General features: G+C 40.0%; 14 protein-coding genes. 7 read left to right on the plus strand and 7 right to left on the minus strand.

The window, feature by feature from the left end:
• The first annotated feature begins 55 nt into the window (after window positions 1-55).
• Window positions 56-919: a sugar phosphate isomerase/epimerase family protein gene (locus tag ACESMA_RS15705; protein ID WP_372949803.1), complete on the plus strand. Its 864-nt coding sequence runs from the start codon at window positions 56-58 to the stop codon at window positions 917-919.
• A 60-nt stretch (window positions 920-979) separates the two neighbouring features.
• Here ACESMA_RS15705 and ACESMA_RS15710 read toward each other — a convergent pair whose 3' ends face one another.
• The 5 genes from ACESMA_RS15710 to ACESMA_RS15730 form a co-directional block, all read right to left on the minus strand.
• Window positions 980-1,612 (minus strand): hypothetical protein, encoded by a 633-nt coding sequence (locus ACESMA_RS15710; protein WP_372949804.1) that lies wholly within the window; start codon window positions 1,610-1,612, stop codon window positions 980-982.
• A 59-nt stretch (window positions 1,613-1,671) separates the two neighbouring features.
• Window positions 1,672-2,169 (minus strand): hypothetical protein, encoded by a 498-nt coding sequence (locus ACESMA_RS15715; protein ID WP_372949805.1) that lies wholly within the window; start codon window positions 2,167-2,169, stop codon window positions 1,672-1,674.
• Window positions 2,170-2,197: 28 nt separating this feature from the next.
• A complete protein-coding gene (locus ACESMA_RS15720; protein WP_372949806.1) occupies window positions 2,198-2,917 on the minus strand; it encodes a head GIN domain-containing protein in 720 nt (239 codons plus the stop codon).
• A 166-nt stretch (window positions 2,918-3,083) separates the two neighbouring features.
• Complete coding sequence (locus tag ACESMA_RS15725) at window positions 3,084-4,400, minus strand: TldD/PmbA family protein (protein ID WP_372949807.1); 1,317 nt, start codon at window positions 4,398-4,400, stop codon at window positions 3,084-3,086.
• Window positions 4,401-4,429: 29 nt separating this feature from the next.
• Entirely contained in the window at window positions 4,430-5,953 is a 1,524-nt protein-coding gene (locus ACESMA_RS15730; RefSeq protein WP_372949808.1) for a TldD/PmbA family protein, read from the minus strand.
• Window positions 5,954-6,299: 346 nt separating this feature from the next.
• Here ACESMA_RS15730 and ACESMA_RS15735 point away from each other — a divergent pair, with 346 nt between their 5' ends.
• The 4 genes from ACESMA_RS15735 to ACESMA_RS15750 all read left to right on the plus strand — a co-directional run bounded on the left by ACESMA_RS15735 (window position 6,300) and on the right by ACESMA_RS15750 (window position 11,795).
• Window positions 6,300-8,489, plus strand: coding sequence for a glutamine synthetase III (locus ACESMA_RS15735; RefSeq protein ID WP_372949809.1), 2,190 nt, complete (start codon window positions 6,300-6,302; stop codon window positions 8,487-8,489).
• 151 nt (window positions 8,490-8,640) lie between these two features.
• The gene (locus tag ACESMA_RS15740) at window positions 8,641-10,635 is read left to right on the plus strand and encodes an OmpA family protein (protein ID WP_372949810.1); all 1,995 of its coding nucleotides are present in this window, start codon (window positions 8,641-8,643) and stop codon (window positions 10,633-10,635) included.
• Between the two features lie 72 nt (window positions 10,636-10,707).
• Entirely contained in the window at window positions 10,708-11,553 is an 846-nt protein-coding gene (locus ACESMA_RS15745; RefSeq protein ID WP_372949811.1) for a peptidoglycan DD-metalloendopeptidase family protein, read from the plus strand.
• Window positions 11,554-11,591: 38 nt separating this feature from the next.
• On the plus strand, window positions 11,592-11,795 hold the full coding sequence (locus ACESMA_RS15750) for a transglycosylase (protein WP_372949812.1): 204 nt from the start codon (window positions 11,592-11,594) through the stop codon (window positions 11,793-11,795).
• Window positions 11,796-11,806: 11 nt separating this feature from the next.
• Here ACESMA_RS15750 and ACESMA_RS15755 read toward each other — a convergent pair whose 3' ends face one another.
• The gene (locus ACESMA_RS15755) at window positions 11,807-12,391 is read right to left on the minus strand and encodes a hypothetical protein (protein ID WP_372949813.1); all 585 of its coding nucleotides are present in this window, start codon (window positions 12,389-12,391) and stop codon (window positions 11,807-11,809) included.
• Window positions 12,392-12,686: 295 nt separating this feature from the next.
• Here ACESMA_RS15755 and ACESMA_RS15760 point away from each other — a divergent pair, with 295 nt between their 5' ends.
• On the plus strand, window positions 12,687-14,579 hold the full coding sequence (locus ACESMA_RS15760) for an ATP-binding protein (RefSeq protein WP_372949814.1): 1,893 nt from the start codon (window positions 12,687-12,689) through the stop codon (window positions 14,577-14,579).
• Window positions 14,580-14,642: 63 nt separating this feature from the next.
• Here ACESMA_RS15760 and ACESMA_RS15765 read toward each other — a convergent pair whose 3' ends face one another.
• Entirely contained in the window at window positions 14,643-14,900 is a 258-nt protein-coding gene (locus ACESMA_RS15765; RefSeq protein ID WP_372949815.1) for a hypothetical protein, read from the minus strand.
• A gap of 330 nt (window positions 14,901-15,230) precedes the next feature.
• Here ACESMA_RS15765 and ACESMA_RS15770 point away from each other — a divergent pair, with 330 nt between their 5' ends.
• The gene (locus tag ACESMA_RS15770; protein ID WP_372949816.1) at window positions 15,231-15,842 is read left to right on the plus strand and encodes an outer membrane beta-barrel protein; all 612 of its coding nucleotides are present in this window, start codon (window positions 15,231-15,233) and stop codon (window positions 15,840-15,842) included.
• Window positions 15,843-16,475 lie beyond the last annotated feature (633 nt).

The raw sequence follows: 16,475 nt of genomic DNA on the forward strand, positions 1-16,475 counted from the left end.
GGAACCTGAAATTCACAGGATATACCATAAAAACCATAAAATGATGATTAAAAAAATGACAATCAAGTATTTATTTATTGCAGGAGTAGTGGCATTTATGGCCCAGGCTTTCGTGGGTTGCAATCCTGCTCCCAAAGAAAAATTTATCGGGCTGCAACTTTACTCTGTTCGCGACGACATGAAAACAGATGTTCCCGGCACCGTAGCAAAAGTGGGCGAAATGGGCTACAAGTTTGTAGAAGCTGCCGGATATGGCGATGGCAAATTTTACGGCATGTCTCCAGCTGAATTTAAAGAACTTTGTGAAACCAATGGTTTACAGTTTCTTGGCTCTCATACCGGGCGACATTTGCCCGACTCGGCAAACTGGGATGAAACAATGGCATGGTGGGACGAATGCATTGAGGCCCATGCGACAGCCGGAGTTACATGGATTGTAAAACCTTCGATGGGCCAAACTGGCTATAATAGCCTCGAAGGGCTGAAACGTACCTGCGAATATTTTAATTTAATTGGCGAAAAATGCAATGCAAGAGGCATTCGTTTTGGATACCACAACCACGCCAAAGAATTTACAACTGAACTCGAAGGCAAACCGGTTTACGACTGGATGCTGGAACTTACCGACCCGCAAAAAGTAATGTTCCAGTTGGATCTTTACTGGATTGTTGAAGGCGGAAAAGACCCGCTGGATTATTTCGATCGCTACCCCGGCAGATTTGAAGTATGGCACATTAAAGATAAGGAAGAACTGGGCGCCAGCGGAATGATGGATTTTGAAAGCATGTTTGCCGCCCGTCAGCAATCAGGTGCACAATATGGTGTTGTAGAAGTTGAACAATACAACTTTGAGCCAATAGTTAGCTGCGAAAAAAGTCTTGAATTCTTAAAATCTGCCGATTATGTAGATTTTTATTAATCGTAATTTCAATCATAAAAAACCCGTGGTAAAATAAATTGCACCACGGGTTTTTTATTTTCAAAACTTTCCAAATTTAAAAGTCAGCCCAAAATGCAAACCGTTCAAAATATTTTCATCCATCCCCAACAAATCAATATCTGAAGTGTAACGATAACTCAGAGTTGCCGCTGTCCGGAAAAAACGGGCCAGGTTAAACTCCAGTTCAACAGCCGGTTCAATAATAAAAAAGAAATCGCCTTCTGCTGAATCGTAATAGGGATGATCCCAAAAACCGGGAGCGTAATGTTTTACCAAACCTGCTCCACCAACACCAAATAATACCGGGAAAGTGATATGCACCGGCTTTAAACCGCCTAAAATGGGTTCAATGAAAATTCCGCCATAACCTCCGGCTAGTGAATACCTTATTTCGTTTTCATTCATCCAACCGTAATTTTCCAAATCGTTTACAAACCCGTAACCGGCAAGACCAACGGCGGTGGAGTGGTTAAAAATAAGCGCTGCCCGGCCCCCTGAAACCAAAGCATCTTTTCCGTCGATTTGAGAATATCCGAAAGAAAAGCTACCATAAAAGCCTAAACTTTGCTGGTTAGAAAATAAAGTTTGAATTTCATTACTCTTGTAATCGTCTTGTGCGAAGGTAAATACAGTTACCAATACCAACGCAAAAAGCATTGTTAATCTTCTCATAGCTAAAAAATTAATAAAAAATTTAATGTTTCTGTTTTTGTTCCAATAAAAAAAGAGGGTTAAAACAGGTACTTGACTGTAAGTGCAAAATCGAGCAAACGGACATCGAAACCGTGTCTGCCAAATACATCGAAGAAAGGTTTTGCTTCAAGGCCGATTTTTACGGGTGCTTCGTAAAAAAGGTACTCAACACCAATCAATCCGTCCAATCCGGCTACAATTGATGATTTTGTTTCCGGGTAAATCCGGTTTAACTCAACAACAGTTTCATCCCAACTTTCGAATCCAAAATGAACACCGGCGCCGTAAAAAAACACCAGTTGATAAGAAAACGGAAATAAGTCGTATTGGTAAAATTCGGTTAAAGCATGTAACTTAACACCGCGGTCGCGGACGGAAAGCAGAGCCCTTAACGAGTGCATTTCGCTGGTGTAGTAACGGTATTCTATTCCCGGGTTTATCCAACCTGCACGAATACCAGCCGCTTGTTTAAAACCCTGGCCATTTACCCCTGAAATGGCAAATATAAAAACTGCCAAAAACAATATCCGTTTCATGAAATGCATGTTTTTGGGTCTAATTTACCTAATTTTTATGAATTACACTTCCTGAACCCGAAACTTGTGATTCCACAACCGGGTTTCCTCCGTAAAATACATTTCCGCTACCTGAAATGACGGCTTTCAACCGACGTTCCACGTAAATCCACACTTCTCCGGAACCGGAAACCCTGGCATCGCAATCCCGAACTTCCATATCCCAGGCATCAATTTCGCCCGAACCGCTAACTATCATATCGGCAAACCGCGAATATCCGGACACGTACAAAAGCCCCGAACCGGATACTACTGCGTCAACCGAAAGGGCTTCTACCGAAGTTTCTATGGAACCGGAACCGGAAACCACAAAACTAAATTCCTCACCCTCGAAATAGCCGGTTGTAATACTTCCCGAACCACTTTGTACAATTCCGTCGATATAAGGAACTGTAACAAAAATTTCAATGGGTAAACGGTTTCGCAAACTCGTTAATCCCCGGGTATGGATTTTTAAATTGTTGCCCCGCACATCGGTTTCGATATACGGCAGAAGATTTGATTCGGCATGAACCACTACATCAAATTCAGATCCTGGTGAAATGTGAACATCGAAATTTCCTTCAGAACTTACAGCGGAAAATGCAGGAGTCAGCCGCACCTCGCTGGCAGAAATTCCATTTCCCCGAATAATAAAATCATCGGTACAACTTGTTGTTGCCAATAATAGCAAAACCGCACCTGTTACAAGCAGTTGAATTGTTTTCATGTTAAAATTGTTTTGTTTTCTGTTTAAAATAGCTTTTTAACAAGACTGCGAACTCGCTGAAAAGTTACAGTTGATGTGAAAAAAATTAAAATTTTTTGCTTTCAGAAAATAAAAAAGCCGGAAACATTTTGCTTCCAGCTCTCTTAATTTATTTATAATCTGTTTTTTATGCACCGCTGAAATCAATTCCTTCGAAAAGAATTGACGGGGTCAGCCATGAAGAATTTTCATTTACATCGTTCCCAATTTCTCCGATGTTGGACCAAAGTTCTTTCATATTTCCGGTAATGTTCATTTCTGAAACCGGCTGAACCAGTTTCCCTTTTTCAATAAGAAAACCTTCAATGCCGTAAGAAAAATCGCCGGTAGAACCGTTACTGTTTCCCCCGTTAAAGCCTGTAACTAAAATGCCGCGGTCAACTGTGGCAACCAACCCGTCCAGATTTTTATCTCCCAACTTAAAAACCAGGTTGGTGTTGCTGCCTGATGTTGGTTCCATTTCCAGCTTTTTGCCATAATAGGTATCGATAAAATAATTTTTCAATACCCCGTTTTCAAAAACCGGACGTTTTTTTGTGGCCAGCCCTTCGCTATCGAACAATCTGCTGCCACGGCCTGCTATTATAAACGGATCATCGGTTACCGAAAGTTTTTCTGAAAATACTTTCTCTCCCAGTTTATCAATCAGGAATGAATTTTTCTGTTGAATGGCCGAACCGTTCAGTGCCGAAATTAGCGGGCTAAATAAGCGGGAAACCGTGCGGTTTTCAACAACTATTGCCATTTTACCCGATTCCAGTTTTTTCTGTCCGATTTTTTTCAGCGCACGTTCGAGGGCTTTTTCACCAATTTCCGTTTTTTTCAATTTGTCGTAAAAAATGGCCGATTCGCTCCAGTAAGATTCGGGCCGGGCGTCGCCACCTTTCACTGAAACCTGCGCATTCAGACCGTAATATGAATTGGATGTGTCGCCTTCAAAACCATTGCTGGTAACCATTACCCGTTCGTTCAGGCCGTCGTAATAACTTGCAGAAACTGAAATAATCCGGTCATCCTTTCCTAATACTTCTTTTTCAGCCTGAAAAGCAAGATTTATTTTTTCCTGCGGATCGTGGGTATCAAAACTATTATCTAAAGTATTCAAATCCTGCCCGCCGCCTTTGTAATAAAGATCCGGATTGGGCAATGTTCTGAATTCATCTTCAGAAAGATAACGAGTACCTGCAATGGCTTCTTCAATAAACCGTTCCAGTTCTTCCTTTTTCAATCGGTTGGTAGAATGAGCCGAATAGCGGTTATCCACAAAAAGCCGTATGGAAAGATTGCTTTGAATTGCCTGTTCCAATTTGTCTATCTTTTCTTCTCGCACTTCAACACTGCTGCTGCGACTGTTTGAAATGGAAACGCTTGCATGCTGAGCCCCGTTTTCCAGGGCATGGTTCATGGCCCATTTGGCCAGGTTATATTTTTCCTGTTTTGTCATTTTCGAAAATCTTTTGGATTACACATCAATTAAACTGAGCCACCAACGGTTAGTTTTTTCACCAAAACGGTAGGCAGACCGCAGGTAACCGGCACCGATTGGCCGTCCTTTCCGCAGGTCCAGGTTCCGTTGTCAATCAAATAATCGTTGGCTACCATGGTAATATCGGCCAGCGCCTGCGGTCCGTTACCAATAATATTAATGTCCTTAATGGGTTGAGTCAGTTTTCCTTTTTCAATAAGGTACCCCGATTTTACAAAAAAGGTAAAATCGCCGGCGCCGATTTTTACTTCGCCATTACTGAAATTGTCCACGTAAACTCCGTAGTCCACATTGGAAATGATGTCATCCTTTGAATGAGGCCCGGTTTCCATGTAAGTAGCCCGCATACGTGGAAGCGGAATACTTCGGAACGATTCGCGCCTTCCGTTTCCGGTGGGTTCAACTCCATAATATTTTGAGCTGATGCGGTCGTGAATATAACTGTTCAGCACACCATCCTTAACCAAATATGTCTTTTGAACATCGTTACCTTCATCGTCAACATTAATGGAGCCGCGGTTGTTTTCCAGCGTTCCATCGTCGATAATGTTGACAAAACTTTCGGCCACTTTTTTGCCCATTTTATCGCTGAAAATGGAAGTTCCTTTGCGATTAAAATCGGCCTCAAACGTGTGGCCAATGGCCTCGTGCAGCAAAATTCCGGAACCGCCGGCGCCCATTACAACAGGCATTTCACCGGCTTTGGGTTTGGTAGCTTCAAAAAGCAAATTGGTGCGATCTACAGCTTCATTTGCCAGCTCATCCACCAGCTCTTCAGAAAGCCATTCAAAACCTTTCCTGAACGATCGGGCAGAATAAGCATTTTCAATTTTCCCGTCTTTCTGCATAATGCAAACCGCTCCAAAACTAATCATCGGGCGGTAGTCGTATGTTAGCCGGCCTTCCGAATTGTAAAACAAAACATAAGAAGTTTCATCACTCATAAAGGCATTCACCTTAATTACTTTTTCATCGAGTGAAAAAACCTTATCGTTAATTTTCTGAACAAACGGAACTTTGTCTTCTACAGAAACTTCCTCCCATTTGCGGGAAATATTGTAATAACTGGCAGGTAGTTTTTCATTTATTTCTGCCGGAGTAAAACTGTTGCTGCTATTCGCAATATTGGCAGCCATTTTTGCAGCATTCAGCATGGCATCCATTGTTATGGTTTCTGAATAGGCAAAACCGGTCTGGTCGCCTTTAAGAACCCTGATTCCCACACCAAAACCAATGTTGGAAAAAGCACGGTTTACTTTTCCGTCTTCCAGCCCCAAACTGTTTGATTTTTTGTGTTCAAAAAACAAATCGGCATAATCGCCGCCTTTACTCATAGCTGCAGCAATTACTTGTTGCAGCATTTCGGCTGTAATTTCAAAATGGTTTAAATAACTTTTCACGTTTCCTGATATTTGAACATTTTGGAATGACTGCAAAAATGGAGGCAATAAAATACCTCCAGCCGCCGCCACTCCGGTTGTTTTAATAAAATTTCGTCTGTTTGTTCTCATCTCTTCTTATAAAATTTAGATGGTGAAAATAATCATTTCAAATAAATAAGGATTTTTATTACGATAAAAATTAGACAGAACTAACAGTTGAATATTACAATTCATGTAACAATTTTGTTTTGCCTGTTCATTTTATTCCTCTGCAAATATTTTAAAGAACCAAAACCACCCTTTAAAATTCATACCTTAAAATCGAATTTTTTAAATTATTTGTAAAAACACCTACTTTTTTTATAGGTTTGTTAAAAAAATATCAACATTTTAAAAAAATTACCCCACTTTTTCATAGGTCGAGTGTAAAAAACATCTATTTTTGGTTCAGAAATAATTTTTAAAATTTTTAGCTATGGCACAATTCAGATTAAAAGCATTGGAAGAAGTTCTTAACCGCGAACCCAAAGATTTCATAAGAGAGGACAACCTGGTATCCGACTATTATGGAAAATTGGTATTCGATCAGCCCAAAATGAAAAAATACCTTTCAAAAGAGGCATTTACTGCCGTAATGGATGCCATTGATAACGGAACGACCATCGACAGAAAAATGGCCAATCAGGTTGCTCAGGGAATGAAATCGTGGGCACTTGAAAATGGTGCAACGCACTACACTCACTGGTTTCAGCCGCTTACTGATTCAACGGCAGAAAAGCATGATGCATTTATCGATCACAGCGAAAAAGGTGGCGTTATTGAAGGATTTTCAGGGACATTGCTTGCACAGCAGGAACCCGATGCTTCTTCTTTCCCAAGCGGAGGAATCAGGCAAACTTTTGAAGCCCGTGGTTATACAGCATGGGACCCCACTTCGCCTGCATTTATTAGCGAAACTACCTTAACCATTCCTACTGTATTTATTTCGTACACAGGTGAAGCACTTGACTATAAAACCCCGCTTTTAAGAGCATTACATTCTGTTGACAAAGCGGCAACGGCTGTTTGTCAGTATTTCGATAAAAATGTAAGTTCTGTTAAAGCCAATCTGGGATGGGAACAGGAATATTTTTTGATTGACGAAGCACTATTTATGGCCCGCCCCGACCTGATGCTTACCGGCAGAACTTTAATGGGACATGCCTCATCAAAAGACCAGCAGTTGGATGACCACTATTTTTCTTCTATACCAACCCGCGTTAACCGGTTTATGCAGGATGTGGAAAACGAAGCTTACAAATTGGGAATTCCGGTAAAAACCCGCCACAATGAGGTTGCACCAAACCAGTTTGAATTGGCGCCCATTTATGAAGAAGCCAACCTGGCCAACGACCACAACCAGTTAATAATGGATATTATGCTGAAAATTGCCCGCAGGCATAAATTCCGCATACTTTACCACGAAAAACCCTTTGCAGGAATTAATGGTTCCGGTAAGCACAATAACTGGTCGCTGTCAACCAACACTGGTGTAAACCTTTATTCACCCGGGAAAAATCCGAAATCGAACCTGTTGTTCCTCACATTTGTAATTAACACGTTAAAAGCAGTTTACGATAACCAGGATTTACTGCGCGCAAGTATTTACCATGCAGGAAACCAGCACAGGCTGGGCGCAAACGAAGCTCCGCCATCAATTATTTCAGCATTTTTAGGCACAGAAGTTACCAAAATGCTCGACTTAATGGAAGAATCAGTAGTTGACCGTAAAATGACACCCGATGAAAAAACTGCTCTTAAATTAAACATCGGACGAATTCCCGAAATTATTCTCGACAGCACCGACCGGAACCGTACTTCGCCTTTTGCTTTCACCGGCAACCGGTTCGAATTTCGTGCTGTTGGTTCATCGGCAAACTGCGCTTCGGCATTAATTGCCTTGAATACTGTTGTGGCCAACCAACTTATGAAGTTTAAAACTGAAGTTGATGAATTAATTGAAAAAGGAACCAAAAAAGATGAAGCCATCTTCCAGGTGCTAAAAGATTTGATTATCGCATCAAAACCCATCCGCTTTAATGGCGACGGCTATAGTGCCGCGTGGGTTGAAGAAGCTGCAAAACGGGGGTTAACCAACGTAAACAGTGTACCTGAAGCTCTTTCTGTTTATGCACGGCCCGATGTTATTGAAATGTTTGAACGAATGGGAATTCTTAATCAGTCAGAACTGCACGGAAGGGTGGAAGTAGAATATGAAAAATTCATCATGAAAATTCAGATTGAAGCACGAGTTTTGGGAGACCTTGCCATTAATCATATTGTACCAACGGCAGTTGAATACCAGACTACACTTCTGACAAATGTTAAAAACATTAAGGAAGTATTTCCTGCCGATGAGTTTGAAAAGCTGGCCGGTGCCCGTTTGGACCTCATTCGTGAAATTGGCGGTCATATTTCGGCCATCAAAGCCAAAAGAAAAGAGATGATTGAAGCCAGAAAAAGAGCTAATGTGATTGAAGAGGTTATTGAAAAAGCAAAAGCTTACGACGAAACGGTTCGTCCGTATCTTTCAGACATCCGTTACCATATTGACAAACTGGAGCTGATTGTTGACAATGAACTCTGGCCACTTCCAAAATATCGCGAATTACTCTTTGTCAGATAATTAGTACTATTTTAATCTCAACTAAAAAGGGGCTCGTCAATTACGGCGAGCCTCTTTTTTTTGTTATTATACTTAAAATGCCATAAAGCCGTTATTTTTACAGCCAATAAAAAAAATAATTTACTTTTACTTTCCGAAAGTTGAAATGGGAATGAATAAATACGTCAGGTTAATCATTTTTTTAATAATTGCTGTTTTTTTGGCGTCGTGTGGTGCAGGCAGGTTAGGCCGCGATGCATTACTGTCTCATGAGATTGGAGAATATTACAAAGCCATTGAAAAATATCGCAAAGCAAGCCGAAAAGAAAAAGACCGGTTAAAACGAAGAGAATATGCTTATGCCATTGCCGAATGTTACCATTACATTGGCGATTACGAGCGGGCTGCATTGTATTACCAAAATGCAATTCGCAGGGGATACGAAAATCCGGAAGCACTTTTTCATTTGGCCGAAATGCTTCGGTTCACCCAAAAATACGAAGACGCCATAGAAACATACCGCATTTTTCTTGATTCCATTCCGGGCGACGAAAGAGCACGGGCAGGTTTGGAGGCCATACGCAAAACCCAGGAGTGGATTGAAAATCCTTCGCGGCACATTATTAATCCCATTAAAGAAATTAATTCGCGTGAAAGCGACTACTCACCTGTTTTTGTTGGTGGCCGGGACAATGAAGTTATTTTTACCTCCTCAAGGCAGGCAGCAACCGGCAAACGAAAAAGTATGATTACCGGCCAGGATTATACCGATTTGTTCAGGGCAACATTTAGTGTGCAGCGCCAAAAATGGGAACAGCCTCAGTTGCTCGATGAAAACCTGATTATCAATTCAAGTGATGAAGATGGCGCAGCAACGCTTTCCTCCACCGGTGAACAAATGATTTTTACCCGCAGCAGGTACGATAAAGCACAATCATTGGGTGCAGAACTTTATTCCACTTCGCAATCACGTGGTTCATGGTCTGAGCCCATTAAATTGCAGGTGGTTGGCGACAGCCTGATTGCTGCACACCCCTCGTTAAGTGCCGATGGTTCGGTGCTTTATTTTGTTTCGGACATGCCGGGCGGAATGGGCGGAAAAGACATCTGGCGAGCCGAAAAGAGCGGCGGCACATTTGTTGAACCGGAAAATCTGGGCGAACCTATTAATACCCCCGGAGATGAAATGTTTCCATTCATCAGAGATAATGGAGAACTTTATTTTTCATCGAATTACCACATGGGAATGGGAGGCCTCGATATTTTTAAAGCGGTTGAAGATGACGATGGCAACTGGACCATTGAAAATATGGGGTATCCGGTGAATTCTCCGTCCGACGATTTCGGAATTGCATACGTTGAAGGAGAAAACAAAGGCATGTTTTCTTCGAACCGGAAAGGTTCAAGGAGCGACGATCTTTATGAATTTGTGGTTCCCCCAAAAATTTTCAGGGTAGAAGGCGAAGTTTTCGATAAAGAAAACGGCTCAAGAATTGACGGGGCAAATGTTCGGATAATTGGCACTGACGGCACCAGCCTCAGGTTACGCACCCAAAACGGAAAATTCCAGATGACTTTAAAACCTGAAACAGAATACGTATTTGCCGCGTTTAAAGACGGCTACCTGCGCGACAAAGCTTCGGCAAATACCATTGGGTTAGAAGACAGCAAGGATTTCAGGTTTGAACTTTACCTCACTCCCACCGATGCTCCGGTAAATCTGGAAAACATCAATTACGAATTCGGAAGCTGGGAATTGCTGCCCGAATCAAAAACCTCACTCGATACGCTGGTTACCACACTCATGCTGAATCCCACAATAACCATCGAAATCATGTCGCACACCGACCACGTGGGAAGCGACCAGTTTAACTTCGACCTTTCGCAAAAACGAGCACAAAGTGTGGTGGATTACCTCATAGAAAAAGGAATTAGTCCGCAGCGGCTTGTGGCAAAAGGTTATGGCGAAACCTGGCCAAAAACCGTTACCCGTGCACTGGCCCGTCAATACGATTTTCTCAACAGAAATGATGAACTCACCGAAGAATTTATTCTGAATTTACCGGAAGAACAACAGGAAATTGCGCGGGCGATTAATCGCCGTACGGAATTCAGGGTGCTTTCAACCGATTTCATCGAACGGTTTGATGCAGAACCGGAACAGTAAAATAATGATAATTTGTTTTACCAGCATTGCTTCATCATTTGAAAAGAATTGTTTAATTTTCTTTTTTATTGTATGCGAAGGTTAATAACAGGAACAGTTTTTCTTCTATTCAGTACTTTTAGTTTGAAGGCACAATATATCAATACCGATTCGCTTGTAGTGATTCCAGGTTTTGAAATGCCATTTACCTTAGCCGGATATGATTCGCTGCGGTTTGCATCGCCCGAAACTGAAATACTTCCCGGACAAATACTTTATCAGTCGCACATTTCAACAGGAAAACTACTTAGCGGATTTTTTTTACCCTCCAATGGAAAGGTTATTAGCAGGTTTGGACCGCGAAACGGCAGAATGCATTCCGGCACAGATATTAAAATGAACAGGGGCGATACCATTTTTGCCGCTTTTTCCGGCAAAGTTACCCGCGCAAAATACCATTATGGTTACGGCAATATGGTGGCAGTTGACCACGGAAACAGTCTGGAAACAAGTTATTCCCACCTTTCTGATTTTTTGGTTGATGTGGACGATTTTGTGGAGAAAGGCCAGCCGGTTGGTTTGGCCGGAAGCACAGGCCGGGCCACAACAAACCACCTGCATTTTGAAATAAGGGAAGGAAACAAACCATTTGATCCGGAACTGGTTTTCGATTTTGAAAATGCGGTGGTCAGAAAAGAAGTGGCAAAAAAGTATAATCTGACTGAACTTAGCCGTGACCAAATAATTACTGGTTACTCAGTCAATGAATCTGTACCTGAAAAATACATTGTCAGGTCCGGCGATTCATTATGGAATATTTCCAGAAGATACAGAACAACGGTAAATTCATTGTGTTTGCTGAATGGCTTAAAGGAAAATTCTGTTTTGCAGCCAGGTATGGTTTTGAAAATATATGAAGAAAATCTAAACAAGTTTTGAATTATCTCGTTGAAATAAACAAATCTTATCTTATAGTTATGAGAAATATTGGTCTTTTAATAGTATTGGTTGGCCTTATCGGCCTCATTTTTTTTGGATACCAAGCCATGCAGGATTCTGAGAGTTTCAGCGTTTTGGGAGTTGATGTTGCAGTAAGCAGCGCCAACTGGACTCCTGTAATTATTAGCGGTGTGGTGTTTGTAGCCGGGTTAATTCTGGCAGCAATGGGGAAGAAAAAATAAGTTTTTACCTGCTATTTTTTTCTTTTTATCCGGTTGATAGTGCCCTGCATTTTCTCTTTTATAAGCTTTTCCATTTTGTTGGCGAGGGTTTCTGCTGTGTCTTCTTTTTCAATTTCAATGGTATTAAGAAGTCCAGCCAGTTCGCCCATTTTAGCATGGAGGAAATCAATTTTTTGTTTTAAAAGTTGTTCATCACCGGTATCCCAATAACTGCCTTCATCCATTACCTCTAAATTGTCCATATATTTTTGCTGAAGGTATTTCAAAAGTTTAACTATTGCCATGTGAACATCAACTGGCGCAAACTGTGTTTTGGTATGGTTGTACCAGGTTAATTCCGGCTCTTCGTCCGCAAATCTCATCATAAATGCATTTCGCAAATTGCCTTCGGGGTCGAACGTAAAAACCAGCGGTTCCGACTTTTCATGTGGCGAAATGACTACTCCTTTTAACGGAAACGGTTTTGAATCCGGTTCGTCGGTTATCTCGCTGTACTTCCATTCCATAGCTTTGGAAATATCCTCCAATTCTTCGCAAAACTCTTTAGCCAAATCCGGCCGGTTCAGTTTTCCCTGGTAATGAATGGTAATGCCCATATTTGTTTTTTATTTTTGGAGCTAATATACTGAATTTGAAATTCAGCAAGAGTCTGCCAGCCGCGAATCGTCTGCTGAATATTTTCCCCTCCCATTGAAAGTGGAATTTTATTTTTGAAAATGCCGGAAAACAGCTTTTCTGAAAAAAGAGTTTTGTTAACTTAGCTGTTGTTTAATCATTTGCTCAGCCTTTTAAAATTATCCACAGAGGTTTGCAGTAGGTTAGAATAATGAAAATGAGAGAAATAAGAATGTTAATGTAGTTGAAATTAGGAGCTGAATTCAAGTCTAAAAAATGAACTATTATCAAATAAGTATATTCCTTGCACAAGGAACTTTAGTTTCCCTATTGATTCTTTTGCTTTTTCACCTTCGTAAAAAACTGGGAATAGGAATCCTGTTTGCATGTTTGGGTTTATTCCAGTTTATGCAGGTGTTTCTTTCCAGCACAGTTTATGTTGAAATAGCAAAAAACCTGCTTGTTTCGCCTGGTTCATCGGTTTTATTTACGGCTACCCTTTTTGCTGTTTTAATCATTTACATTAAAGAAGATGCAAGCGAAACCCGAAAAATAATTTATGCCCTGTTGATTGCAAATATTGTCATGTCCTTTCTCATTCAATCCTTTGGCTGGAATATTAAAGAATCATCAACCTACAACCCCTTTAATGTTTCAACCAATCTTTTTGATAATAATGCCTGGGTATTATTAACAGGCACAGTTGTACTTTTTCTCGATGCCTTATTAATTATTGTTATTTATGAATTTACATCCAGATTTCTGTCGAACCTGTTTTTGCAAATTTGTTTAACCATGCTGTTGGTAGTGAGTTTCGACACTATCTTCTTTTCATTTATTGCATTTTGGAATTATGAAAATTTAGGTACAATTGTAACATCAGGCTTAATTTCAAAAGGGTTTTTTACCGTCTTTTACAGCATTATCTTCTCTGTTTATTTGAAATATTTCGATACAAAGGAGTTCAATCACAGTTACTTCAAAATAAAAGATGTATTTAAACCATTAACTTACCGGCAGAAGTTTGAAATTGCCAGAAATGATGCCATTAAAACTTCAGAAGAAATTAAACAGAAGGAAATTAAATATCAAACACTCACAAATATTTCTCCCGTCGGTATTTTTCACACGCGTGCCGACGGCTATACCACTTTTGTAAACCCAAAATGGTGCGATATTTCCGGCCTGACAATGGATGAAGCACTTGGAAATGGGTGGATGAAAGCAGTTCACCCCAATGACATTGAGCAGGTTAAAAATGTTTGGAAATTAGCCACAGAGCAAAAAAGAGTATCAGAAACGGAATATCGGTTTTTATTACATGATGGCTCAGTAAAATGGGTATTGGGCCGGGCTGTACCCGAATTTGACAATCAAAATCAGATAATTGGGTATGTGGGAACCATTACTGACATCACCAATTTGAAAATATATCAGCAAGAACAAATTACGTTGAGGAATAAAGCAGAAGAAAGCAACCGGTTAAAATCTGCCTTTCTTGCAAATATGAGTCACGAAATACGCACACCCATGAATGGCATTCTGGGATTTGCGAACTTATTGAAAAACCCGAAGTTAACTGGCGCAGAAAAACAAAAGTATATTCAGATTATCGAAAAAAGTGGGGACCGCATGCTTAATATTATAAATGATATAGTGAGCATTTCCAAAATAGAATCAGGTATAATTGAAATTTATTTTTCAGAAATAAACATAAATAATCAGTTACAATTTGTTTACGATTCTTTAAAATTGGTTGCTGATAATAAAAAAATCAAATTTTCCTTTAATTGTGCATTGCCTGAAAAAGAAGCAATTGTAAAAACTGATAGAGAAAAGTTTTATGGAATTCTTTCCAATCTCGTTAAAAATGCCATAAAATACACCGATTCGGGAACGGTAGAATTTGGTTATTCTAAAAGAGGAGATGAATTTGAGTTTTATGTGAAAGATACCGGAATAGGCATACCTAAAGAAAGGCAGGAAGCCATTTTTGAGCGTTTTGTTCAGGCTGATATTGCCGATAAAATGGCAAGGCAGGGTGCAGGCCTTGGATTGGCCATTTCAAAGGCCTATATTGACATGCTGGGGGGTAGAATTTGGTTGGTAAGCGAAGTGGATAAAGGCTCAACTTTCTATTTTACCCTGCCTCACAATTCAGGTAATTAGGGGAAAATTAACAATTCTGCAGGTGGATTTTCTTAAACCTCCACCATTTCAAACCACCAACCGCTAGCCTCTAAATCCCCCTTGCAATCCTATCCAACTGCTCTTCTTCCTGAAAATCGTTTTCCGGGGTGTGGCCAGACAACGGAAGGATGTGTTCGTGAATAGCATCCATTTCGATTGCGGGGAAAAGTAGTCTTCCAGTTCGCCCACACGCACATTTTGTTCGTTGGCCAATGCGTCCTGCATTACGTCAACCATGGCATACAATACGGCGTGGATGTCGGCGCTGCTTACAGTACTGATTTTTTTCCAAAACTTCATTCCGGTACTTGTTTAAAGTCAAATCGTTTTCTAATTTTATTCCGTTAAAATTTAAACTGGATGAATACCAAAGTGACCGAACAAAAAATCATTGAAGTTTCCGGGAAGAATAATAATTGCGCATATCCAACAGCCGCTTATGAAGGTGGGGTGGATAGCGGGACTGGACAACCAAGTTAGCGGTCAGATTGAAAAAAGAAAATATGACTTTAACCCAATTTAGAATAAATCTATGCTGGTTATTGTTTTAATAAAACGTGTATTGATTTATTTTGCATGAACGATTGATAAAATACTAATACGTAGTAGCGAATTTTAAAACAAAAGATAATGAGACAATTTCTATCTATTTTATTTATTTTAATTTCAACATTTGCCTTAGGCCAAAACCATTTTGTTGGCTTCCAATCAGGACTGAATTTCACTAGTGTAAAACCAAATGAAGACCTTGAAAATTCTAGCATGAAAACTGGATTTATCGGTGGAGTTACATATGACCTTAATTTTTCCAACAGATACCAAATAGGAATTGGTTTTTTGTATTCTCAACAAGGATTCAATGATAAACCAATTTCTGTAGAAGATGAAAATGTATATGTGTTAGATGAAAAAATAAAAATAAAATATGACTATCTGAGTATTCCAATAAAAATTGGATATGAAATGGGCAACAAAATAAAAATCATTCCCAAAATAGGAATAATCCCAGCGATATTAGTAAAAGCTAAACATAAAGATTATGTGTCAAAATTCGATTTTGGAGGATTAATTGAGGTTGGTGTTGAAAATGATTTGTCAGAAAACATTGTTCTTTGTTCTGCATTAAGCTATATGCAAAGTTTGACAAATTATTTTAATTCCGATTATTTTGACCGTTATGACGACACCGCCAGAAAACATTATGGATTTTCACTTTCGGTAGGATTAAAATATAGATTATAAAAATAAATTACTGACATACAATTGCTCAAATTACAGGGCGAAGCCTGGTGAAAAGCGGTCGGCGGGTTCACGCCCGGTTTCCCTTTTCAGTCAGCCGACTGACGGAAAATCGCAAGCACCCCGGAACGAAGGACTGTCTTGAGCCGTCATGACATGTAGTGTAAAAAAAGAAAAATCCGCAATAATATTTTGAAGATAAAAAAGGAGATCAAAAATGAAAGCCGTTCACCCCATTGCAGGAACAACATGGGCAAACAGGAATAGATACTATTTCATACGTAAATAATTTCTGTTAAATGAGCCTTTAAAGCCCATATTTTGTTTAAAATCAATAACTTTTATTTTATATAGCAAAAGAAAAGAGAGCACTTGTCAGTATGACAAATGCACGGTTATTGGAGGTAGTGATAAAAACAGCTAAGAGTTATAAAATTTCATACGCGTGCTCCTGGCACTTTCCTGGGTACTTAGCTGTTGAGGTCAGTTTCATACTCGGCTTCGATGTTATTCGCAAACAACGGGTGCCAGAAAAAATGACACTGTTTCACAAAGTGTGTAATTAAAAATACCGAGGGTTTAGCTCTTTATAGCTGGACCCTTTTTTCAAATATGACAAGGAACTGGTTCAGGACA

Origin of the sequence: Mariniphaga sp., from assembly GCF_041687215.1 — a bacterium.
GTDB lineage: Bacteria > Bacteroidota > Bacteroidia > Bacteroidales > Prolixibacteraceae > Mariniphaga.

Excerpts from the sequence above, each read along its gene's own strand:
- ACESMA_RS15705 (WP_372949803.1), top strand. The coding sequence starts at position 56 with ATGACAATCAAGTATTTATTTATTGCAGGAGTAGTGGCATTTATGGCC.
- ACESMA_RS15710 (WP_372949804.1), bottom strand. The coding sequence starts at position 1,612 with ATGAGAAGATTAACAATGCTTTTTGCGTTGGTATTGGTAACTGTATTT.
- ACESMA_RS15715 (WP_372949805.1), bottom strand. The coding sequence starts at position 2,169 with ATGAAACGGATATTGTTTTTGGCAGTTTTTATATTTGCCATTTCAGGG.
- ACESMA_RS15720 (WP_372949806.1), bottom strand. The coding sequence starts at position 2,917 with ATGAAAACAATTCAACTGCTTGTAACAGGTGCGGTTTTGCTATTATTG.
- ACESMA_RS15725 (WP_372949807.1), bottom strand. The coding sequence starts at position 4,400 with ATGACAAAACAGGAAAAATATAACCTGGCCAAATGGGCCATGAACCAT.
- ACESMA_RS15730 (WP_372949808.1), bottom strand. The coding sequence starts at position 5,953 with ATGAGAACAAACAGACGAAATTTTATTAAAACAACCGGAGTGGCGGCG.
- ACESMA_RS15735 (WP_372949809.1), top strand. The coding sequence starts at position 6,300 with ATGGCACAATTCAGATTAAAAGCATTGGAAGAAGTTCTTAACCGCGAA.
- ACESMA_RS15740 (WP_372949810.1), top strand. The coding sequence starts at position 8,641 with ATGAATAAATACGTCAGGTTAATCATTTTTTTAATAATTGCTGTTTTT.
- ACESMA_RS15745 (WP_372949811.1), top strand. The coding sequence starts at position 10,708 with ATGCGAAGGTTAATAACAGGAACAGTTTTTCTTCTATTCAGTACTTTT.
- ACESMA_RS15750 (WP_372949812.1), top strand. The coding sequence starts at position 11,592 with ATGAGAAATATTGGTCTTTTAATAGTATTGGTTGGCCTTATCGGCCTC.
- ACESMA_RS15755 (WP_372949813.1), bottom strand. The coding sequence starts at position 12,391 with ATGGGCATTACCATTCATTACCAGGGAAAACTGAACCGGCCGGATTTG.
- ACESMA_RS15760 (WP_372949814.1), top strand. The coding sequence starts at position 12,687 with ATGAACTATTATCAAATAAGTATATTCCTTGCACAAGGAACTTTAGTT.
- ACESMA_RS15765 (WP_372949815.1), bottom strand. The coding sequence starts at position 14,900 with ATGAAGTTTTGGAAAAAAATCAGTACTGTAAGCAGCGCCGACATCCAC.
- ACESMA_RS15770 (WP_372949816.1), top strand. The coding sequence starts at position 15,231 with ATGAGACAATTTCTATCTATTTTATTTATTTTAATTTCAACATTTGCC.